Raw genomic sequence first — 23542 nt, forward strand, 5'->3', positions numbered from 1 at the left:
TAAATTAAATCACAAAGAAATTTTACAGAGGGGATGTTTATTATGGAAAATAAGAAGCATGTATATCTTTTTAGTGAAGGAAATGCATCAATGAGAGAATTGTTAGGGGGAAAGGGTGCTAATCTAGCAGAGATGACTAATTTAGGAATCCCTGTTCCAACAGGATTTACAGTAACTACAGAGGCTTGTATAAAATATTATAAGGATGGCAAAAAATTAACAGATGAAGTAGTACAGCAAATAACAAATGCCATGGAGGAAGTGGAAAAGAAAACTAATAAAAAATTTGGAAGTGAAGAAAATCCTTTATTAGTTTCAGTAAGATCAGGAGCTAGAGTTTCTATGCCAGGAATGATGGATACTATATTAAATTTAGGGTTAAATGATAAAACAGTAGAATCATTAAGCAGACTTACAAATAATGAGAGATTTGCTTATGACTCCTATAGAAGATTTATTCAAATGTTTTCAGATGTAGTTATGGGCATAGATAAAAGAGATTTTGAAGATGTATTAGACCAAGTGAAAGAAGAAAAAGGTGTTGAGTACGATACAGATTTAACATCAGAAGATTTGAAAAAAATTGTAGTTAAATTTAAAGAAATATATAAAAAAGAAATGAGAGAAGATTTTCCACAAGAACCTAAAGAACAGCTATTGGCAGCTATTACGGCAGTATTTGGTTCATGGGATAACCCAAGAGCTATAGTGTACAGAAGACTAAATGATATCCCAGGAGATTGGGGTACAGCTGTAAATGTACAATCAATGGTATTTGGAAATATGGGAGAAACTTCAGGAACAGGAGTTGCCTTTACAAGAAATCCTGCCACTGGAGAAAATGAAATATTTGGAGAATATTTAATAAATGCCCAAGGTGAAGACGTTGTTGCAGGAATTAGAACACCTCAACCTATAGCAAAATTAAAAGAAGATTTATCAGAATGTTACGAAGAATTCATGGGTATTGCTAGAAAACTTGAAAAGCATTACAAGGATATGCAAGATATGGAATTCACCATAGAACAAGGCAAATTATACTTTCTTCAAACTAGAAATGGTAAAAGAACTGCTCAATCTGCATTAAAAATAGCTGTAGATTTAGTAGAAGAAGGAACATTACAAAAAGAAGAAGCCTTATTAAAAGTAGATCCAAAGCAATTAGATACATTATTACATCCTAATTTTGATGAAAAGGAATTAAAAGCTGCAGAAGTTATAGCTACTGGTCTTCCAGCATCTCCAGGAGCAGCTTGTGGAAGAGTTTATTTTACAGCTGAAGAGGCTAAAATTCATCATGAAAAAGGAGAAAAGGTAATATTAGTAAGACTTGAAACATCCCCAGAAGATATAGAAGGAATGGTAGCAGCAGAAGGTATATTAACAGCAAGAGGTGGAATGACATCTCATGCAGCAGTTGTTGCTAGAGGTATGGGAACATGTTGTGTAGCAGGATGTTCCGAAATAACTATAAATGAAAAAGAAAAATATTTTCATGCAGCAGGAAAAACTTATACAGAAGGAGAGTATATATCTCTAGATGGAAGTACAGGAAAAGTTTATGGTCAGTGCATAAAGACTGTAGCACCAGAAATAAGTGGATACTTTGGAACTTTCATGGAATGGGCAGATAAAGTAAGAGTATTGAAAGTTAGAACTAATGCAGACGCTCCAAGAGATGCAGCTCAAGCAGTTACATTTGGAGCAGAAGGAATAGGCCTTTGTAGAACAGAGCATATGTTCTTCCAAGAGGAGAGAATACCCGCTGTTAGAGAAATGATACTTGCTAAAACAGAATCTCAAAGAAGAAAAGCTTTAGGTAAACTATTACCAATGCAAAGAGAAGATTTTGTAGGAATATATGAAGCAATGGCAGAAAGACCAGTGACTGTAAGATTACTAGATCCACCTTTACATGAGTTCTTACCAAAAGATGATGAGGATATAAAAGAATTATCAAAAGAAATGGAAGTAAGTTTTGAAGAATTAAAGAATACTGTACTATCATTACATGAATTTAACCCAATGATGGGACATAGGGGTTGTCGTTTAGCTGTATCTTATCCAGAAATAGCAGAAATGCAAACTACAGCTATAATAGAAGCTGCTATAGAAGTTACAAGAAATAAAGGAATAAAAATTAAGCCAGAAATAATGATACCATTAATAGGAGAAATAAAAGAAATGGCTTATGTAAAATCTATAGTTGTAGAAACAGCGAATAAGGTATTAGAGAGAGAAAATGTAGAAATGGAATATCAAGTTGGAACAATGATAGAAATTCCAAGAGCTGCACTTACAGCTGATGAAATAGCTAAAGAAGCAGAATTTTTCTCTTTTGGAACAAATGATTTAACACAAATGACTTTTGGATTTTCAAGAGATGATGCAGGTAAATTCTTAAATTCTTATTATGATAAAAAAATATATGAATTTGATCCATTCCAAAGAATAGATCAAACTGGTGTTGGAAAACTTGTAGAAATGGCGGTAAAATTAGGTAAACAAACAAGACCAAATATAAAATTAGGAATATGTGGAGAACATGGCGGAGATCCATCATCTATAGAGTTCTGTCACAATGTAGGATTAAACTATGTGTCTTGTTCACCATTTAGAGTACCTGTAGCAAGATTAGCTGCAGCACAAGCTCAAATAAAAAACCCAAGAAAGTAAAGCTATAAGGGATGTAAGCCTAATGTAAAATTGGCTTACATCTTTTTTAACATATTAAATTTTCACCAAATTTATATTCTATATGTTTCCCAAATAAATATACAAATTTGCTCTGATTGTCTATATCTTCCACAGAACTTTTTAAGATTTTTTGGAAAGACTTTTTATTGCATTTATTTATATTTTTATAATAGTCTCTAGATATTTTCCAAAATTTTTGAGGAAATGATAGATAACTTAATATATATTTATATTCATCTAGATTTAAAGGAATAAATTTATCGTAGTATTCTAAGATTTCAGTTGCTAATTTTGCATCCCAGTTTGTATTTTTTCTTCTTAAAAGTCTTCTCAAAAAATAACCTATATCATGTACTCTGTAGTCTATAGCACATTTATCAAAATCTATGACCCATATATCATTATTAGGGGATAGTATAATATTTTTATTAACGTAATCTAAATGACATAAACATCTATGCAAATTTTTATTATTTATACTGTGGGCTATATCTACAGAGGTTTTGGCTAACAAAATATTTTTTTCAAAATTTTTCAGAAAAAAATCAGAGAATTTATCTTTTTCTTTAAAGGCGTAATTAGAAGAATTTAAAAGGTGAAAAAAATGTTTTTCATGGGATCTATAGATACTATCATTTTTTTCTTTAACTTTACTACCTTTTATAGGAACAAAATTTTCTACACTAACATGCATTTTGCCTAAATTTTCTATAGAATATATAATATGTTCCTTTCTATCATAATCACATTTTTGTCCTTCAATCCAAGGGGTAAGTATAAAAAACATATTATTATAATTTACAAATCTATTGCCATCACAAGCAGGGAGAATTCTAGGAACCTTGATTCCATTTCGATAAAACCATTCTACAGCAGAATAGACAAACAATAGATCAGCTTCATCGTAATATACTTTTTTTAAGCAATAGCAGCTGTTCCCATAAGTAACTTTGTAAACAGCTCTTTGTTTTTCTGTATTTTTAAATTTAATTTGACAAATATCAGCGGTTTGTAAATTATATTTAGGCAGAACGTATTTTTTTACGTTTTCTTCAGATAATAAGTTTATATCAAATGACTTAGCCACATAAGCCATAGAAACACTCCTTAAAAAATATTTTCTTCTATAATGATATTAATCTAAATCATTTATTATAACGGTTTAATAAAAAAAAGGAGTTCTTAACTTAATATAGAATTAATAACACAAAAACATTTTATTGTTAGGATGATATATTATGAATATAAGACAAGGTATTGAAAAAAAAGAACAATTAATATTAAATGCAAAGGCATGTCTTTCTATAAATTCTAAAGGAAGGGAAAGAGCGGAACCTGAGGATGATATAAGGACAGTTTTTATGATAGATAGAGATAGAATTATTCATAGCAAATCCTTTAGAAGATTAAAGCATAAAACTCAAGTATATATAAGAACTTCTGGAGATCATTATAGAACTAGGCTTACTCATACTTTAGAGGTTGCACAGATTGCAAAAACAATAGGGAAAGGTATAGGCCTTAATGAAGACTTAATAGAAGCAATAGCCCTAGGACACGATATAGGGCATGTAGCTTTTGCTCATAATGGAGAAGAAGTATTAAATGAATTACTATCTGATGGCTTTAAACATAATGAAAATAGCATAAGAGTTCTTAAAAAAATTGAAAAGGAAGGTAGTGGATTAAATTTAACTAAGGAAGTATTAGATGGCATACTATATCATAGTGGATTTTCTAAAAACGCTCCTAAGGCTTACACATTAGAAGGTCAGGTAGTTAAGTATAGTGATAAGATTGCATATGTAAACCATGATATAGATGATTCTATAAGAGCAGGACTTTTACTTCAGAAGGATATACCAAAGGATTTATTATACTGTCTTGGAAATACTCATGGGAAAAGAATAGATACTTTAGTTATAGATTGTATAAAAAATACATTAAATAATATAGAAGAGGGATTAATAGAGGTATCCTTAAGTGATGAAAAAGAAAGTGCTTTACATGAGCTTAGAAAATATTTATTTGAAAAAATATATAATGGAAAAATATTAAAGGTAGAGAGAGAAAAGGCTAAATTTGTATTAAAACAAGTTTTTGATTATTTTGTTAAAAATCCTAAAAAAATGCCAAAGCTTTATAAAAATATAGCAGAAGAAGAAGGCATATATATAGGAGTGGCAGACTATATAGCTGGAATGAGTGATGACTACTGTTTATATCTTTTCAATAATATATACGTACCCAAGGTAGTAATATATTAAAAAATTATGAATTGGGCATAATATTTAATAGGAAAAAAAGTAAAATATATAAATTGATGTAATAAAAAATGATGATATATAAGTAAAAAATAAAAATTATTGAAAATTGAAGGAAATTTAGCATTTATAAAGAATATATTATAGTGAGTTTATAACGAAAGTTTAAAAATATTCGAAAACCTAGAAGGAAATATAAAGTTTTTGTCGAATATATTATTTTTGCCTGTGCATTTTTAAAATAATATATTCATAAAATATTAAAGAGTAAGGTGGTAGTAATCATTGATATCGGAAGATGTCGTCCAAAAGGTAATAGAGCTAAATGATATTGTAGATGTTATATCAGGGGACATAAAGCTTAAAAACAGTGGAAGGAACTATTTTGGGTTATGTCCTTTTCATCATGAAAAAACACCTTCCTTTAGTGTGTCACAAGATAAGCAGATATATAAATGTTTTGGATGTGGAGAAGCAGGAAATGTTGTAACTTATGTAATGAAGACTAAAAACGTTGCTTTCCCAGAGGCCATAAAAATTTTAGCAGAAAGAGTAAATATAGATATAGAGGAAGATAAAAAAGAAAATAGAAATAATCCTAAAGATAAAATTTATAGAATAAATGTAGACGCAGCTAGATATTTTTTTAATAATCTTATAATAAATAAAAATGCTATAAATTACTTTTTAAATAGGGGTGTTACAAAAGTAATAATTAAAAGGTTTGGATTAGGGTACTCAAAGGATAGTTGGGATGGGCTTTTAAGACATTTAAAAACAAAAGGCTATACAGAACTAGATATGCTATCTGCTGGTCTTATTATAAAAGGTAAAAATGGATCTTATTATGATAGATTTAGAAACAGAGTCATGTTTCCAGTCTTTGATTATAGAGGAAAGGTAATAGGCTTTGGAGGAAGAGTACTAAATAATGCTAAACCTAAATACTTAAATTCACCAGAAACTATGGTATTTAAAAAAGGTATAAATTTATATGGATTAAATTATGCAGTAAAAGAAAATAAAGATAGAGTATTAATAATAGTAGAAGGATATATGGATTGTATCACATTACATCAATATGGCATAAAAAATTCTGTAGCATCTCTAGGAACAGCTCTAACTACAAATCAAGCTAGACTTTTAAAACGATATGCAGATAAAGTCATAATATCTTATGACGCAGATACAGCAGGACAATTAGCGACTCAGAGGGGCTTAGAAATATTAAAGGATGTAGGATTAGGTGTAGAAATATTAACTGTACCAGATGGGAAAGATCCAGATCAATTTGTAAAAGCCCATGGAAAAGAATCTTACTTAAAATTAGTAAAAGAAGCTTTACCTCTTATAGAGTATAAAATAAAAATTAGTAGGCAGGATTTAAATATTAGGGATAAAAGGCAAGCTATACAATATATAGATAGATATATAAAAATTATAGAAGGTTTAGATCCTGTAGAAAAAGACATGTACATAAGAAGATTGTCAGAGGAAACTAATATAGAAATTCAGACTTTATATGACCAATTAAACAAAAAAAACCAAAATTCTAGGAAAAATGAAAAAGAAGTGAATATGTTGGAAGCTTTTGGACAAAAATTGTATCTAGAACCAGCTTATATAAGAGCTGAAAGATTTATCCTCCAATTAATGTTTAATTATAATAATATTTACGAATATATAAAAAATAATATAAATGAGCAGGATATAATAGAGGAAACTCATAAGACGATATATAAATATATAAAAGATACTTTAGAAGACTCAAATATACAAAATAAAAAATTGCACATAGAAACCCTATGCAATAAAAATGTAGAAACATCTAAAGAATGGGTAAATATATTAAATACCAATTTTATTTACAAAGAAGATGAAAGTAAAAAATTTATAGATGATGCTATTTTAAATATTAAAAAATATAAATTGGAAAAATATAAGGAAGATTTACTTAAAAAGATTAAAGAGTATGAAGCAAAAGGAAATTTAGATGAAACTATAAAAATGAGCCAAGAACTCATAAAAGTAAAGAAAACCTTAGGGGCCATGAAATAATGGCGAAAGGAGGCTACACTTATAATGAAAGAAAAGAAGAATAATGCTAAAGACAAAAATGAAAAAATGAAGTTAGTTAGACGCTTAATAGATAAAGGTAAAAAAAGTGGATCATTAAGTTATAAAGAAATTATGGATGAATTAGAAGAAATAGATTTGAGTCCAGAACAAATCGAAAAGATATATGATGTATTAGAATCTATGGGTGTGGAAGTTACAGGTGATATGAACGATATAGACGTAAAGGAAGAGGATATTGATTTATCAGTTCCAGAAGGTATTGCTATAGATGATCCTGTTAGAATGTACTTAAAAGAGATAGGTAAAGTAGCATTATTAACTTCAGAAGAAGAAATAGAATTAGCACAAAGAATAGAAGCAGGAGATATGGTTGCTAAGAAAAAATTAGCAGAAGCTAATCTAAGACTTGTTGTAAGTATTGCAAAGAGATATGTAGGAAGAGGAATGCTATTTTTAGATCTTATACAAGAAGGTAACCTAGGATTAATAAAAGCTGTAGAAAAATTTGACTATAGAAAAGGTTATAAATTTAGTACTTATGCTACTTGGTGGATAAGGCAGGCCATTACAAGAGCTATAGCAGATCAAGCAAGAACTATAAGAATACCAGTTCACATGGTAGAAACTATAAATAAGCTTATAAGAGTATCAAGACAACTATTACAAGAGCTAGGTAGGGAGCCACAGCCAGAAGAAGTGGCTAAGATTATGGAAATGCCTGTAGATAAAGTAAGAGAAATAATGAAAATAGCTCAGGAGCCGGTTTCTCTAGAAACTCCAATTGGAGAAGAAGAAGATAGTCATTTAGGAGATTTTATTCCAGATGATGAAGCACCAGCACCGGCAGAAGCAGCAGCTTTTACAATGTTAAAAGAACAACTTATTAATGTTTTAGATACATTAACACCAAGAGAAGAAAAGGTATTGAGATTAAGATTTGGTTTAGATGATGGAAGAGCTAGAACCTTAGAGGAAGTTGGAAAAGAATTTAATGTAACAAGAGAAAGAATAAGACAAATAGAAGCAAAAGCTCTAAGAAAACTAAGACATCCAAGTAGAAGTAAAAAATTAAAAGATTATTTAGATTAATGCACCAATATAAGGTGCTTTTTTTTTTTTACTTATAATGATATAATGTTCATGTAATAAGGTAGGTGATAAACATGAAGAAATTTAAGCCTATAAGTGGATCAGGACTAATTTCTATAGTAACTAATACTATAATTTATAATGCAGCAGTAATTTTAATAATGCTTTTAGTTGATTCTTATGAAATAATGGAATTATTAAAAATTTGTTTAATAGGATTGGATATATATTTTATTTACTATATATTGATGTATTCTACAGTTTATTATTGTCTAGACGAAGAAAATATTTATATAAATAGTATATTTGGATTGAAACAGGTTGTAATTCCTATTAAAGAAATACAATGTTACAAAAAACAATCTGGATATATAAAGAATATGAGAATATCTGGATTTAGTAAATATTATTATGCTATAGGAAGAAATATAATAGATAAGTTAGGTAATACCTATATGTATGTGACCTCAAATAAAACTATATTATATTTAAAAACAGATAAAATAAATTATGGTATATCTCCTGAAAATTTAGAAGAGTTTGAACTAATATTAAAACAAGCGGATGTGAAAGAGGAAGATTGGCAATTTAAATTAAATAAAAACACAAATATATTTAAAGATAAAAGGTATTTCACTCCTTTTATAATTGTAACTATTATGATATTAATAATAACTTTAACACCTATGATATTTTATTTATATAATCTTTTACCAGATAAGATGCCCCTTGTGTTTGATGCAAAATTTACTCCAGTAGGTTTTGGAGAAGGGAAACAATTTGCTTTTAAACAAATGATGTATGGAGCTCTAAATATGGTTATATTATTTTGTATGTATTATGTATCATATTTCTATTCAAAATATGATAAAAACTATGCTTACAAATTTTTATATATATCATTGTTTTTTTCAACAGTATTTTTAATATTTCAAATAAGGATATTACATGTTTTTTTATAATATTATAATGTTATAAAATATATAAAATTTTTATTATTTTAAAAGATAAATATAACATATATGCAGGAGTTAGATATGGAAATAAGTTTAAGACTAAAAGAAATAGCTAATATGGTAGACAAATGTGAGTCTGTAGTGGATGTAGGTACAGACCATGCATACATCCCCATATATTTAATTAAAAATAATATATGCAAAAGTGCTATAGCGGGAGATATAAATAAAGGCCCTTTAGATAGAGCAAAAAATAATATTAATTCTCATAGATTACAAAGTAAAATTCAATGTAGACTAGGGCCAGGACTTACTAAAATACATCCTAAAGAGGTTAATGGTGCTATAATTGCAGGTATGGGTGGACATCTTATAAAGGATATATTGAAAGAATCAAAGGAAGTTTTTAAAGATTTAGATTTTTTAGTATTACAACCGGTGCAAAATCCAGAGGCTTTAAGAGAATATATATATAGTATGGGATATAAAATATTAAAAGAATCTTTAGTATTTGAAGACAATAGATTCTATGAAATTATAAAAATAAAATATGATGAAAATCCTAAATCTGTAGATCATATATATTATGAAATAGGAGAATATCTTATAAATACTAAACACCCATTAATAAAGAAATTTTTATATAACAATATTGACAAATATAAAAAAATACTACAATATATAAGAGAAGACACAGAAAGTGCCGCATTAAGAAAAGTAGAAATAAAAGAAAAAATAATTAAATTGGAGGAGCTGGTACAATGTATTTAAATGTTAAAAACATAGAAAATATAATAGAAGAATATGCTCCTTTATATTTAAAGGAAAGTTATGATAATGTAGGGCTTATGATAGGAGATTCAAAAGCTACTGTAAATAAAATATTAGTTGCTTTAGATTGTACCTTAGATGTAATAGAAGAGGCAAAGGAAAAGGAGTGTAACTTGATAGTTACTCATCATCCTTTATTATTTAAAAAACCTTCGTCTATAACTACAGATACTTTATTAGGTAAAAAAATAATAGAATTAATAAAAAATGATATGAATTTATATTCTAGTCATACAAATTTGGACTCTACAGAAAATGGGTTTAATCAAATAGTAGCAGAGTTTTTAAAGTTACAAGATTTAAAAATATTGGATCCTAGCACTTATAATGATAAGGCAGGTATAGGAAGAATAGGATATTTAAAAGAAGAAGTTACTTTAGATAAATTATGTGAAATTGTAAAAGAAGTTTTTAATATTTCTGTGTTAAGATATTCAGGAGAAGACTCTTTAAAAATAAAAAAAGTAGCTATAATAAACGGTAGTGGTCAAGATTATTTTAATAAAGCAAAAGCTTTAGGAGCAGACTGTGTAATAACAGGAGATACCACATATCATTATGTAAGTGACTTAATGGAAGAAAAAATAGCAGTTATTGATGCAGGGCACTTTCATACAGAATGGCCAGCTTTACAATGCTTTTATAAATGGTTAAGAAATAGAATAGAAAAAATGGGTTTTAAAAATGATGTTCTTTTAGCTGAGAATAATTTTTCACCCTACAAGTATAAATAGAAATGAGTTTAGTGTACTCGTTTCTATTTTTTTATATATTCATAACACATCTATAACATACATTTAAAAATTATTAGGTATAATGTAAGGAGGTATCTCTTTAAAATTAAAAATCATATTTTAAAGGAGAATGAGATTATGAAAAATTTAGATTTATTAATTAAACTTCAAAATTGTTATATTGCATTAGAAAATAGTAATAAGGTGCTAAAAGATGGTTCCGATATATATTTTTTAAAAAAATTAAAAGATAAATTTGAAGAAAATAAAATAAAGTATAAATCTAAGGAAGAACAATTAGAGAATATAAAAAAAGAATATAAAGAAATAAGCTTAAAAATAAAAAGAGAAAATAAAAATATAGAAGAAAATGAATACTCTCTTTATAATGAGGCAAAAAGTGATATAAAGCTAATAGAAAGACTTGAAAATGATATAGAAAAAAGTAAGAATACAATAAAAGACCTAGAAAATTTAGCTATAGAATTAATAGAAAAGGATGAAAAAATAAGTACAGAAAAAGAAAATTTAAGAGAGGAACTAAAAATAATAAAAGTAAATTTTGATGACTATAAAAAAACTAGTAGTAAAAAAATAAATGAAGCCAAAATAGAAATAGATTTGTGTGAAAAATCTATAAAAAATATAAGAACTATTATTGAAAAAGATTTTGTAGAAAAATTCGACAAAATAAAAGAATCTAAAAAAATAGCATTAGTTCCTTTAGAAAAAGGAGTATGTACGGGGTGTAGGGTTAGGGTTTCAAGTATGATTTTAGATAAAATAAGAAAAGAAGAAAAGATAGTTTACTGTGATAATTGTGGGAGAATACTTTATAAAGTACAAGAAAAAAAGTTAAAAAAAGTTAAATAGATAAAATGAAACCATATTTTCTAAAAAATAAATTTGATTTTTATTTATAGCTATGATATCATAATACTTGCGAGTAAGCCAGACAATCGCTGCCGTACATTGTACGGGAGAGGAAAGTCCGAGCTCCATAGGGCAGGGTGCTGGGTAATACCCAGTGGAGGCGACTCTAAGGAAAGTGCAACAGAGATATACCGCCAGATTTATCTGGTAAGGGTGGAAAGGCGAGGTAAGAGCTCACCAGCGTATAGGTGACTATACGGCTATGTAAACCCCATCTGGAGCAAGATCGAATAGGAGAGCAGGAAACTTAGGTTTCCAGGGGTGGCCCGTCCCGCTCTCGGGTAGTATCGCTGGAGCCTATTGGTAACAATAGGCCTAGATAGATGATTGTCTAACACAGAACTCGGCTTATAGGCTTGGTCGTGCCATTGAAAACATTAGGTTTTATACCTAGTGTTTTTTTATTTACAGTAAACTTCCAGCACTTTTTATTATTAACTAAGTATAACTATATTGAACAGAGATTATTTATAATAATATTGTATATGAATTAATAATCATACTTTTATAATAGGTAGTATGGTCTCCCTTGATGACCTTAATGATTATTTTAATATAAATATTGAAAACCAAGATTGTGATACAATAAATGGATTTCTAATTGACCTTCTTGGACGTATTTCGATGAGTGCTGAAGAAAAAAATATAGGATATAAAAATTTTACATTTAAGATAGAAGAAATAAAAGAAAAAAGAATTGAGAAAATAAAGTTTTATGATCAAAAAGAAGTTTAATTTTAGGGTGTGTAGGTGGATATGCATAAAAACAAATCTACCTATGTACCCTTTTATTATTCTATAAGATGCAACCAACTTATTTAGTATTTACATTGCTTTTAAGTGTTCTTTATTGAATTTTCTTAAATCGTATACTAAGGAATTTAATATATCTAATTCAACATGTTCCATAACGACTATCTTATACCAGTTATTTGTAGGGTTATGAACTTCTGGTACCAGGAAGTATTTTTCTGCTATTTCTTTATTAACATATTGTTCTTCTATAGTTACTATGTTCATACTGTCCTCTTTGTAATATTTAATTCTCATATCATTCAATTGCTTACATAACCATTTAGTTCTATTTCTTAATTTATTTATCTTTTCCATCCATCCATATGGTCCGTAGCTAGCAAGTACCATCCATATAGCTACAGCATTAGAACCTGAGCGGCTACCACTTAGCGTAACATCTAAATTCTCTATATAAGTTGCTTCCTTTGTAAGAGTATTGTGTATTAAATTTTTTCTGGAAACGAAAATTCCTGTACCATAGGGTGCTTGCAACATTTTATGACCATCTAATGTTATAGAACTTACATTTTTATTAGAAAAATCCGTTTTACACTCTTTATTATCTATAGGATATATGAATCCACCGAAAGCTCCGTCAACATGAATTTTATATTCTAAATTATATTTATCAAAAATATTAGCATATAAATCTGGATCATCTACGGAACCAAACATTGTAGTTCCCATATTAGATATTACTATAAAATATTTTTTCCCAATTTCTTTAGCTTCTTTGACAATGCTATCTAAAGTGTTCTCTTGAATTTTACGACTGTAAAAATCTACTGGAACTTTTATTATATCTATATTTAATAAATCAGATCCTTTATATGCTGAATAATGAGTATCAGCAGATGTGATTATAGCTATTTCCTCATGTTTTGCTTTTCTTTCTTTTTTAAAATAATTTCTATAAACCCACATAGCTTGTATATTAGCTTCGGTTCCTCCCTGAGTTACATATCCATCAAATTCTTCATCATTTCCATTAAGAACATCAATTGCTAATAATTGAATGAGCTCTCTTTCTATATCAAAGGTTCCTCCGAATAATATATCTGCTTTATCATATGTGTGGCACCCTATATGATTTGGATTTTGTATAAATGTTCTTAGATATGGTGAGTGCTTTACAAAGCTATGATCGTCATAAAAAACAGTATCATCCAATTTAGTTCCTGGTATTCCTATAGTTTTAGTGTTGTCATAGTTTAAAGTTTTCTCTAAAGATTCAGTTATTTTTTCATCCATTTCTTGTTGAGTATATTTTCTCCAAAACTTCATTTATTAATCCCCCTTATTGGTTATGTCTAACACGACATTAATATTTTTAAGTACATTCTTAATTCAAAAACTTTCCAAAATAATAATAACATATAATTTAGAAAATATAAAATACACGAGCAATGCTAAGTTAATATTTGGTAATTATTTACTTCAGTTAATATAAGAAATTACAATAGAGTGGCCTATATATAATTAATATACAATTCAAATTAAATTTTAATGGATAATTCAGAACATAGTCTAAAATCATATAATTTCTATAAATAAAAAATAAATTTTATTATAAAGATTAAATGTAATATATGTGAAAAAGATAATAGATAAATCTATGGATGAATTTGTAAACTATAAATTTTAAAAGAATATATTAAAAGTGTAAGTAATATTTATATTAATATAATATGCTAAAACAAAATACATGTAAGAGGAGAGAATTCAAGTGAATAAATTAAAGAACAAAAAGGCTATTATTTTAATCACGATTGTAATTGCATTATTAATAAGTTTAGGGTTGTACAGATATAATAAAGTTGAAGCTTATAATAGAGTTCTAGCAACAGCTAATAATTATATGGAAAAAGGAGAATATGAAAAAGCTATAGATAGCTTTAAGGAATCATTAAACTATAAAGAAGATAAAGAAATAGATAAAAAAATAAAAGAAGCAGAGGATCTTAAACATAGTCAAAAAGTGTATAATGAGGCTGTAAATCTATTAGAAAATAAAAAATATGAAGAAGCTTTAGAAAAATTAAGTTCTATAGATGAAAATAGGGGTAAAGTATACATTTTAGCAAAAGATAAAATAGATGGTTGTGTAAATGAACTAATAGACTTAGCTAATGAAGAATTTAGGAAAGAAAATTATGATAGTTCTAATAAATATTTAGATATAGTTTTAAAATATGATAAGGATAATGAAAAAGCATTGGATATAAGAAATAATATAAAAACTAAAATAGAGGAAAAGAAGAACAATGAAGAAAAACTAAAAAAACAACAAGAAATAAAGACTTTAAAAGAAAAGAAGGATAATGAATATAATCAATCTAAAGTAAATAATAAACATAAGGTAAATAATAAACATAAGGAAAGAACAAGTAAGTCTAAAGAAGAATCTAGTTCCAAGAATAATTATATAAGTGAAAGTAAAGCTAGAGCTTTAGTGGAATCTGTTAAGCCTTCTGATGTTACTCTAAATTATTTAGGGATTCAGACAGTCCCATACTCTCACATAACTACACCTTATAAGGCATTCCCACAGGAACTTAAGAATAAAAAAGTCTATGTGTTTGAAGGCGTATATGGTAAAGGTGATGGAAGCTATGCAGTGAGTCAATATTATGTAGACCTTAGTGGTAAAATTTACAGAGATACCTATCCAAGCGATGGTAAATGTATCAGAGTAAAATAAAATTGAAAAGCTATGAATTTTGATATTGTATTTCAAAATTCATAGCTTTTGTTTTTTTAGTGCTAAATTAAGTTGTAGGTATAATACTGAAAATTTATTATAATATTATTTTAGATTTTTCAACTTTTTATATATAATTTTTTTATTTTTAGAAGGAATGAAAACTCCTATAGAGAATTTTTCATTAAGTAATGCATATAAATTATACTAATAAAATTTTATTAGATAGGAGAAAAAATATGAAATATACTAAAATTCTAGCCCATAGAGGGGCCAGTGCTTATGTTCCAGAGAATACTATGGCTGCTTTTAAAAAAGCTATAGAAATGAATGCAGATGGAATAGAGTTAGATGTTCATTTATCTAAGGATGGATATATTGTAATTATCCATGATGAAAGAGTGGATAGAACTACAGATGGAAAAGGTGAAGTAAAAGATTTTTCATTAGATGAATTAAAAAAGTTAGATGCAGGCTCTTGGTTTAGTAATGAATATAAAGGTGAAAAAATACCTACTTTAGAAGAACTTTTAAGTCTAATAAAAAATACAGAGATTTACTTAAACATAGAAATAAAAGCAGGTTATAGAGTTTATCCTAATATAGAAGAAAAAGTTATAGATATGATAGAAAAATATAAAATGTTAGATAGAGTGATAATATCCTCTTTTGATCATTATTCTTTAGTGAGAGTTAAAGAAATAAATTCAAATATTAAAACAGGGATGCTTTATGAAGCGTCTTTGTATGAGCCCTGGGAATATGCTAGATCTATAAAAGTAGAAGCACTTCATCCTAATTATATTACTCTTACAAAGGAATTTATAGATAAATGTTACATTAATAATTTGGAAGTAAACCCTTATACAATAAATGATGAAACTAATATGGAAAGCTTAATAAAAAATAAAATAACTAGCATCATTACTAATTATCCTGATAGAGCTTACCGTATTATTTCAAAATTAAAACTATAAAATTTCCAAATTAAAATTTAGTTAAATATTTAAAGGGTGAAGATTTTAATACATATTTATTATGAATAAATATATATGTATTAGTTAAAATAAAAATATTAAATAGGTTTAGGTTTAAAGTTTTAATAGCATGAATAATGTCATTAAATTTTAGGCCTTATTGTTTTGCTTAGAAATAGTAAGTTTATATTAATAAAAATCATGAGATAAAATATATTCGAAAATTAGGTATTTAAAGTTGTAAATATAGAAATACTAAGCTTTATAAGAGAGATTTTTATTGTAATATACTTTTCGGTAAAAGGTAAAAAGGGGGTATTTTGTGAAGAATATTTTTAAGATTTATAGAAGAGATCTACAAAATATAATAACAAATTGGGTAGCTATAGTTGTAGTGTTAGGGCTTATGATATTACCTTCCTTATATGCCTGGTTTAATATAAAGTCTTCTTGGGATCCATACGCTAATACAAAGTCAATATCTGTAGCCGTAGTAAATAAAGATAAAGCTGCTGTTTTTAAGGGCCAAAGCATTAATGTAGGAGAAGAGCTTGTAAATAAACTAAAAATAAATAAAAATATTGGATGGAAATTTGTTGATGAAAAAGAAGCTGAAAAAGGAGTAAAGTATGGAAAGTATTATGCCAGTGTAATGATACCAGAAGACTTTTCTTATAAAATTTTATCTATAACGAGAGACAAACAAGAAAAACCTACCTTAATTTATTCTGTAAACGAAAAGAGCAATGCAGTGGCACCTAAGATAACAAGTAAAGGCGTTACAACAGTACAAAATGAGGTTACAAAAACCTTTGTAAAAACAGTAAATGGTATTATATTTGAAATATTTAATAAGTTGGGAATAGAGTTAGAAAAGGGAAAACCAAAACTTAAAGATTTAATGAATATGATTTTTTATGTTAATGATAAGATACCTGAAATAAACGCTTCTATAGATAATCTAGAAAAAGGTGCTATAACCTTAGAGGAATTTATAGAAAAAATAAATAAGGATATTCCTCTAATAAAGGATACTATAAATAAGGCTTTAAGTGCAGGGGATAAAACAAAATTATTTTTATCAAAATCTAAAGAAGGAATAAATAATGTAGCACCCTATATAAAACAGGATTTAATTATAGCTAAAAAAATAAATAATACAGCAGAAGTTTTAATAGGGGAAGGTGTAGGAGTAATAGAAAAAAATTCTCAGCAAGCTAAAGAGGATTTAGTAGCATCAAAGGATAAGTTAACTAATGTAAAAGAAATTTTAAATAGTACATTGGAATTAGTTGATATTATAAATAAAGATAAAAAAAATATTATACTGAACGATTTTGAAAATAGAATTAAAGATATGAAGGAAAGGGTAAATAATAAAATAGAAAATATAAATACTGTAGTATCTTCCATAGATAGAGGCGAAAAAGTATCTGTAGAAGTACTAAATAGGCTAAAAAATAAAGCCAATGGTATAGATTCTATACTAAAACAGATTATAGAGGATTTTAATCCTAAAATAGTACCAGCTATAAATAACGTTCTTAATGATTTAATAGTTGTAGCAGATAATGCTATACAACTGTTAAAGAATGCTAATGAAAATTTACCAGAGGCAACTGAGCTATTAGATAAAGGATATACTGGAGCAGAAAAAGGTATAAAAGGCATAAAAATTCTTAAATCTAATTTACCATCTATAGAAAAATCTATAGGAGAAGTATCAAATAAGCTTAAAACTTTAGATGATGATGAAAGATTAAATGAAATAATAAAATTAATGAAAAATAATGCAAAAATAGAAAGTGATTTTATATCCAACCCTGTAGAAATAAAAGAAAATAGAATTTATCCTATTCCTAATTATGGATCAGCCATGGCTCCCTTTTTTACAACTTTATCCCTTTGGGTAGGAGCATTAATTTTAGTTTCTATACTTTCAGTAGATGTAAAAGATATAAAAGGAGCAAAAAAACTAAAAGTATATGAAAAATACTTTGGTAGATATCTTACATTTATGACTATAGCTATATTTCAAGCTTTAATAGTTAGTTTAGGGGACATATATTTATTAAAAGTATATGTATCAAATAAACCAATATTTATTTTATTTTCAATATTTATAAGCATAATATTTTCTATGATAATATATACATTAGTATCTGTGTTTGGTAATGTAGGAAAAGCTTTAGGAGTAATACTTCTGGTGCTTCAAATATCTGCTTCAGGAGGAACTTTCCCTATAGAAGTTACTCCAGGATTTTTTCAAAGGATAAATCCATTATTACCTTTTACTTATGCTGTATCAGGTATGAGAGAAGCGGTGGGAGGAGTTATAGAAGGTATACTTTTAAGAGATATAGTAGTATTGCTAATTTATTTTACTCTATCAATACTATTAGCCTTATTATTAAAGAAAAAACTAGAAAAAATAAACAGGAACTTTATGAGAAAGTTTAAAGAAAGTGGTCTAGTTGAAGAATAAACTAATTAATAAGTAACATTAGTTACGGAATTTTTAATTGAAAAATATTATTATATAAATATAGAAAATGTAATCCCTTTAGTTCATGCTATAGGAGAGATTTGAAGGAGGAGTTATTACATGACAAAAAAACCATTAATAAAAAATATAGATTTTGCAAGACCCATAGAGATGGAATCTTTAGTAAATTATGAAGATGGTACAGTAGTAAGTAGAACTTTGGCACAAGGGAAGCCACTAAGCGTAACTTTATTTGCTTTTGATAAGGGTGAAGAAATAAGTTCTCATTCAGCTTCAGGAGATGCTATGGTTTATATTTTAGATGGTGAAGCAGAAATAACTATAGGAGAAGAAAAGTTTAATGTTAAAAAAGGAGAAACTATAGTAATGCCAGCTAATGTACCACATGCATTATTAGCTACAGAAAGATTTAAAATGCTTTTAACTGTAGTTTTTAGTTTATAATAAATTTTTCATAATTATCAAGTGAAGAATTTATTTAGATGTTATCTATTAAAAGGAGATATATAAAGGTTAAGTTTATGATATTTTACAAACTATAAATTTTATTTTAGATGAAAAAGCTATGAAATTAAGGTATTAACCCTATTTTTCATAGCTTTTATATTCTTGGATTGTTCATTTTAAATCAAATCTAAAAAATATTAATTTAAAATGAACTTATTGTATAAGAGATTATTTAATCAAATATTGTTACAAATTTTATAGAGTACATATCAGCCATAATCAAATGATTAGTGTCTACTTCATCTATTAAAACATAGCTTATTCCAACACCTACTAGGGTACCTTCTTTGTCTATGAACATATTAGTACCTATTAAAAAATCTATTTTTACTCTTTTACCTATTTGAGTTTTTAAAAAGCCTTGATTATATAAGATATCATCTTGTATAGAAGGCATAAATTGAGCATTAGGGCTAGGTGCTGGTGCAGGTGCAGGTGCAGGTGCAGATTGAGGTTCATTAGTGACCACAGGTGATGCAGCATCAGTATACATATAATCTTCATTTTTATTAGCTATGTTATTGTTGCATCTATTCATATCATTATAATTTATGTTATCCATAGAAGAAGCCATATTAGGCATATATGGATTATACATTGGAGAATTACCCCAAGTCATGTAAGGCATAGGCCTCATATTCATATTTTCATCACCAGGATTATTTTCTAAATAAGAATAATCATCAATAAACATAAAATTCCTCCTAATTTATTTATTAAGTTTGTGCATATAACTCAGTGGGATTATAAAAACAATGCTGAACAACTCTTACTTGGAAAGAACCAGTACCATTTGCTGGAAAAGTATAAGGGCAACTTGGCCTAAAAGGATTAAAATACCAAAGAGAATATCCTATATTATATAGTCTATTACCAGATAATGCCCAGTCGGCTATATCATAGTGTACTTGCTCTGGTGGAGTAGCCCAAATAGTTTGGGGGTTAGGAATTCCTCTTAATACATCTCTCACACAATCAAATTGGCCAGGTTGATAAATAACATTTCTTAAATTACCTTGACCAATTCTGTGATATTCACCATAAGGCACTCTAACTCTATTCATAACTACAGTAGCTACGGCTTGCATTCCATTTTGCCCTTCACCACCAGCTTCACATTTTATAATTCTAGCTAATAATTCCCTATCGGAATATGCCATAAAAATACACCTCATAAAAAGTCATTACAATATTAATTTATTCATAGTATCAAAAAAAGTACTAATTATTTTAAACTTTTGTTGAAATAGTATAAGTTGAAGAGATTATTATTCTAATAGACGCTTTTTTTAAAGAAATATTTACTGTGAGGATAGTTTATAGAGTGATTTATTAATATTACAGTTGGTAATTGTTATTAAATTTAATATAAAATTTCTTCTAAGGCGTCTAAGTCTTTTATAGTTATTATATTTTTCTCAACATCTATTAACTTATCATTTTTCATATTAATAAGTTCCCTTGATAGAGAAGGCCTGGGTATACCGAAGGTTTCAGCTAAAGCCTGTCTGGACATATTTAATTTTAAAGTCAAACTATTTTGAGTTCTATATTGATCCAATAAAAAACTAGAAATTTTTTGACGAATAGTTTCATAAGATAAATTTTTTACTTTTTTATTTAACATTAATATTTTATTAGATAGAAGTCCCATTAAGTTATTTAAAATTAAAGAGTCTAAACCACAAAGTTTAATGATATCTTCCTTAGATATAAACATAACCTTACTATTAGAGTTAGATAGTATAGTAGAAGGATATTTATTCATAGAAGAAAATACAATAACTTCACCAAAAATATCTCCAGTGACTAAGGTTGTAATAGTAACAGTCTTTCCAGAAGAAAATAATTTTTGTATTTCCATGCTCCCATCTAATATAATACCTATAGTAGAGCAGGCATCACCTTCTATAGCGATTATTTCATCTTTCTTATAATCTTTTACTTTATAATTTATATTCTTAAGAATTTTTTCTATGCATTTTTCCTCAAAATCTTTAAACAATATACATTTACTTAAAACACAAAAAATATTATTCATAAACGAACCTCCGTAAATTTTATGGTGGTAACATTAGTTACAGAATTATTTACATAATAGTACTATAATAAATATATAAAATCAACAGGAGGAATATAAAAATGATTAGAAAGATAGTTAATATAGATAAAGAAAAATGTAATGGATGTGGATTATGTGTAACAGCTTGTCATGAAGGAGCTATAGAGCTAATAGATGGCAAAGCAGTTTTAGTTAGTGATGAATATTGTGATGGGTTAGGAGATTGTCTTCCAGAATGTCCAACAGGAGCTATAAAGATAGTGGAAAGAGAAGCTGCAGAATATAATGAAGAATTAGTAGAAAAAAGAATGGCTATGAAAAAGTCAGCAGAAGAAAATAAAGAAAAAATGCCCTGTGGATGTCCAGGAACTATGGCAAAAGCTATTAAGAGACCAGTAAAAAATGTTAACTTAAATATAAAAGAAAAAACCAAAAAAAGTGATGAGAAAATGGATATGGATTCAGAATTACAACAATGGCCTGTACAAATAAAATTAGTCAATACAAAAGCTCCATATCTACAAGATGCAAATTTATTAATAGCAGGGGACTGTACAGCATATGCTTATGGTAATTTTCATAAAAAATTTATAAAAGACCGTATAACGTTAATAGGATGTCCAAAACTAGATGATAATGAATACTATAAAGAAAAAATAGCAGAAATATTAAAAAACAACAACATAAAAAGTATAACTGTAGTAAGAATGGAAGTACCTTGTTGTGGCGGCATAGTAAATGCAGTTAAACAGGCTATGTTAAAATCAGAAACTATAGTACCATTTAATGAAGTAATAATAAGTACAGACGGAAGAATAAAATAAAGAAATTACGACTTAAAAGGAAGTTATACTACCCTTGGTTTAAAAAAGGGATATGTGGTTAGAAAGGCAACTCACTTCAATAAGAGATTCTAATTTGTTTTTTCTTAAAATATATGGTTCCAAATCATAACTCGCTGAACGCTCAGACAATAATTTGGAACATACATATATTTTGCAAAAACAACTAAGAATCTCTAATTTTGTTCAAATGCCTTTTACACCACATATCCCTATTTTTTAAACTACGGGAAGCTAGAATAACTCTTTAAAAGTTGTTAAGTCACAATTTCCTTATATTTTATAATATCCTCAATGGAAAGAACGGTTAAATTATGTTTCTTAGCAAAATCAATTATTTGTGGTAGGCGAGCCATAGTTCCATCAGGATTTGTAAGTTCGCACAAAATTCCTGCAGGTTTATATCCTGCTAAATGCATTAGATCAACGGTGCCTTCTGTATGGCCAGGTCTAGTTAATACACCTCCTGTACGGGCACGAAGTGGGAAAACATGACCAGGATGACATAAGTTTTCAGGCTTGCAGTCATCTTTTATTGCAGTAAGAATTGTAGTAACTCTATCTGTAGCGGAAACACCTGTAGTTACGCCTTCTTTAGCTTCAATTGAGATAGTGAATGCGGTTTCGTACTTACAGGTATTATTAGGTACCATTTGAGTTAAACCTAATTTTTTTACTTTTTCATCTGTTAAGCAAAGACAAACAATACCGCTACATTCTCTTATTAGCATAGCCATTTGAGGTACTGTAATAGTTTCAGCAGGAAAAATAAGATCTCCTTCATTTTCACGATTTTCATCGTCAACAAGAAGTACTCCCTTGCCATTTTTTAGATTATCTAATGCTTTTTCTACACGGTTTAAAGAATTGCCAAACTGAGTTAATAGTGATTCATTCATTTAAAATTCCTCCATATTGTGAAAAAATTTATATAAAGCACCTCAGTTCTTTATTATACGTATATTATTTTTATACTTTTTTCTAAATAACACATAAAAACTCCCCTTAAGTAGCCTTAAGGGGAGTTGAAAACACAATAAATATACATAATAAAAAAATACGCATAATTGTATTTACCTTCTTTCATCCAGACTATACTGTCGGCTTCGGAATTTAACCGAATCTGCCTTATGGCTCGCGGGCTATACCGCCGATAGGGAATTTCACCCAACCCTGAAGGATACTTTATATAACTTTATTATTAATATAACATCTCAAAATTACCTTGTCAAACCAAAATATAAATTAATATACAAATTATAAAACAATAGGTAATTAGAGAATGAGGTAAGTTCTGATACTTATTTATATTGTACCTTTCTTGACTTACAGAAAATTATCTTTAAAAAGTTATACTAGCTTCAGTATATTAAAAATTTGGATATATGGCGTAAAAGGTATTCGAAAAAGCTTAGATATTCTTATTTGTTTTTTGAAAATATATTAGAAAAAACTGATTGTTTGAGCGGTCAGCGAGTTATCATTTTTTTCAATATATTTTATAAAAAACAAATTTAGAATATCTTAGCGAATTAAGTTGCCTTTATAGACATATATTCCTTTTTAATA

The 23542-nt window shown here is 27.7% G+C and carries 20 protein-coding genes, 1 other RNA gene and 1 riboswitch; of the genes, 15 read left to right on the forward strand and 6 right to left on the reverse strand.

Annotated elements, in window-relative coordinates:
- Nucleotides 1–42: 42 nt before the first annotated feature.
- Nucleotides 43–2676 (forward strand): pyruvate, phosphate dikinase, encoded by a 2634-nt coding sequence (gene ppdK, locus ACYUEW_RS07915; protein WP_003483991.1) that lies wholly within the window; start codon nucleotides 43–45, stop codon nucleotides 2674–2676.
- Between the two features lie 46 nt (nucleotides 2677–2722).
- Here the strand turns inward: ppdK and ACYUEW_RS07920 are convergent, their stop codons facing one another.
- A complete protein-coding gene (locus ACYUEW_RS07920) occupies nucleotides 2723–3793 on the reverse strand; it encodes a CotS family spore coat protein (protein WP_003483992.1) in 1071 nt (356 codons plus the stop codon).
- Nucleotides 3794–3935: 142 nt separating this feature from the next.
- Here ACYUEW_RS07920 and ACYUEW_RS07925 point away from each other — a divergent pair, with 142 nt between their 5' ends.
- From ACYUEW_RS07925 to ACYUEW_RS07965, 9 genes are all read left to right on the forward strand, one after another.
- A complete protein-coding gene (locus tag ACYUEW_RS07925) occupies nucleotides 3936–4964 on the forward strand; it encodes a deoxyguanosinetriphosphate triphosphohydrolase (RefSeq protein WP_003483993.1) in 1029 nt (342 codons plus the stop codon).
- 282 nt (nucleotides 4965–5246) lie between these two features.
- A complete protein-coding gene (gene dnaG, locus ACYUEW_RS07930) occupies nucleotides 5247–7019 on the forward strand; it encodes a DNA primase (RefSeq protein WP_003483994.1) in 1773 nt (590 codons plus the stop codon).
- Between the two features lie 24 nt (nucleotides 7020–7043).
- Nucleotides 7044–8129, forward strand: a complete 1086-nt coding sequence (gene rpoD / locus ACYUEW_RS07935) for an RNA polymerase sigma factor RpoD (protein WP_003358052.1) — start codon at nucleotides 7044–7046, stop codon at nucleotides 8127–8129.
- A 74-nt stretch (nucleotides 8130–8203) separates the two neighbouring features.
- Nucleotides 8204–9091: a PH domain-containing protein gene (locus ACYUEW_RS07940; RefSeq protein ID WP_003483995.1), complete on the forward strand. Its 888-nt coding sequence runs from the start codon at nucleotides 8204–8206 to the stop codon at nucleotides 9089–9091.
- 75 nt (nucleotides 9092–9166) lie between these two features.
- A complete protein-coding gene (locus tag ACYUEW_RS07945) occupies nucleotides 9167–9856 on the forward strand; it encodes a tRNA (adenine(22)-N(1))-methyltransferase (protein ID WP_042384413.1) in 690 nt (229 codons plus the stop codon).
- Nucleotides 9847–10650 (forward strand): Nif3-like dinuclear metal center hexameric protein, encoded by an 804-nt coding sequence (locus ACYUEW_RS07950; RefSeq protein WP_003483997.1) that lies wholly within the window; start codon nucleotides 9847–9849, stop codon nucleotides 10648–10650. The genes ACYUEW_RS07945 and ACYUEW_RS07950 overlap by 10 nt, the downstream gene beginning before the upstream one ends.
- A gap of 138 nt (nucleotides 10651–10788) precedes the next feature.
- Nucleotides 10789–11523: a zinc ribbon domain-containing protein gene (locus ACYUEW_RS07955; RefSeq protein WP_003483998.1), complete on the forward strand. Its 735-nt coding sequence runs from the start codon at nucleotides 10789–10791 to the stop codon at nucleotides 11521–11523.
- Between the two features lie 70 nt (nucleotides 11524–11593).
- An RNA gene (gene rnpB, locus ACYUEW_RS07960) (RNase P RNA component class A) lies at nucleotides 11594–11950 on the forward strand.
- Between the two features lie 122 nt (nucleotides 11951–12072).
- Nucleotides 12073–12318 carry a transporter associated domain-containing protein gene (locus ACYUEW_RS07965; protein WP_321161464.1) on the forward strand — a complete coding sequence of 82 codons (246 nt, stop codon included), beginning with the start codon at nucleotides 12073–12075 and terminating at the stop codon, nucleotides 12316–12318.
- Nucleotides 12319–12408: 90 nt separating this feature from the next.
- Here ACYUEW_RS07965 and ACYUEW_RS07970 read toward each other — a convergent pair whose 3' ends face one another.
- On the reverse strand, nucleotides 12409–13662 hold the full coding sequence (locus tag ACYUEW_RS07970) for a pyridoxal phosphate-dependent decarboxylase family protein (protein ID WP_003484002.1): 1254 nt from the start codon (nucleotides 13660–13662) through the stop codon (nucleotides 12409–12411).
- A gap of 442 nt (nucleotides 13663–14104) precedes the next feature.
- Here ACYUEW_RS07970 and ACYUEW_RS07975 point away from each other — a divergent pair, with 442 nt between their 5' ends.
- The 4 genes from ACYUEW_RS07975 to ACYUEW_RS07990 all read left to right on the forward strand — a co-directional run bounded on the left by ACYUEW_RS07975 (nucleotide 14105) and on the right by ACYUEW_RS07990 (nucleotide 19006).
- Complete coding sequence (locus tag ACYUEW_RS07975) at nucleotides 14105–15079, forward strand: tetratricopeptide repeat protein (RefSeq protein ID WP_003484003.1); 975 nt, start codon at nucleotides 14105–14107, stop codon at nucleotides 15077–15079.
- 239 nt (nucleotides 15080–15318) lie between these two features.
- Nucleotides 15319–16056 (forward strand): glycerophosphodiester phosphodiesterase, encoded by a 738-nt coding sequence (locus tag ACYUEW_RS07980; RefSeq protein WP_042384416.1) that lies wholly within the window; start codon nucleotides 15319–15321, stop codon nucleotides 16054–16056.
- Nucleotides 16057–16378: 322 nt separating this feature from the next.
- Nucleotides 16379–18541, forward strand: a complete 2163-nt coding sequence (locus ACYUEW_RS07985) for a YhgE/Pip domain-containing protein (RefSeq protein ID WP_003484007.1) — start codon at nucleotides 16379–16381, stop codon at nucleotides 18539–18541.
- Between the two features lie 120 nt (nucleotides 18542–18661).
- Complete coding sequence (locus tag ACYUEW_RS07990) at nucleotides 18662–19006, forward strand: cupin domain-containing protein (protein ID WP_003484009.1); 345 nt, start codon at nucleotides 18662–18664, stop codon at nucleotides 19004–19006.
- A 235-nt stretch (nucleotides 19007–19241) separates the two neighbouring features.
- Here ACYUEW_RS07990 and ACYUEW_RS07995 read toward each other — a convergent pair whose 3' ends face one another.
- The 3 genes from ACYUEW_RS07995 to ACYUEW_RS08005 form a co-directional block, all read right to left on the reverse strand.
- Nucleotides 19242–19763, reverse strand: coding sequence for a hypothetical protein (locus ACYUEW_RS07995; RefSeq protein WP_043032238.1), 522 nt, complete (start codon nucleotides 19761–19763; stop codon nucleotides 19242–19244).
- A gap of 22 nt (nucleotides 19764–19785) precedes the next feature.
- Nucleotides 19786–20229, reverse strand: coding sequence for a cell wall hydrolase (locus ACYUEW_RS08000; RefSeq protein ID WP_003484012.1), 444 nt, complete (start codon nucleotides 20227–20229; stop codon nucleotides 19786–19788).
- 203 nt (nucleotides 20230–20432) lie between these two features.
- Nucleotides 20433–21110, reverse strand: a complete 678-nt coding sequence (locus ACYUEW_RS08005) for a Crp/Fnr family transcriptional regulator (RefSeq protein WP_003484014.1) — start codon at nucleotides 21108–21110, stop codon at nucleotides 20433–20435.
- A gap of 101 nt (nucleotides 21111–21211) precedes the next feature.
- Here ACYUEW_RS08005 and ACYUEW_RS08010 point away from each other — a divergent pair, with 101 nt between their 5' ends.
- On the forward strand, nucleotides 21212–21955 hold the full coding sequence (locus ACYUEW_RS08010) for an ATP-binding protein (RefSeq protein WP_003484016.1): 744 nt from the start codon (nucleotides 21212–21214) through the stop codon (nucleotides 21953–21955).
- Nucleotides 21956–22230: 275 nt separating this feature from the next.
- Here the strand turns inward: ACYUEW_RS08010 and ribB are convergent, their stop codons facing one another.
- Entirely contained in the window at nucleotides 22231–22872 is a 642-nt protein-coding gene (gene ribB / locus ACYUEW_RS08015) for a 3,4-dihydroxy-2-butanone-4-phosphate synthase (protein WP_003484018.1), read from the reverse strand.
- Between the two features lie 172 nt (nucleotides 22873–23044).
- A riboswitch (FMN riboswitch) is annotated at nucleotides 23045–23158 on the reverse strand.
- Between the last annotated feature and the right edge of the window lie 384 nt (nucleotides 23159–23542).

The sequence above is a fragment of the Clostridium sp. CTA-1 genome (assembly GCF_054768215.1).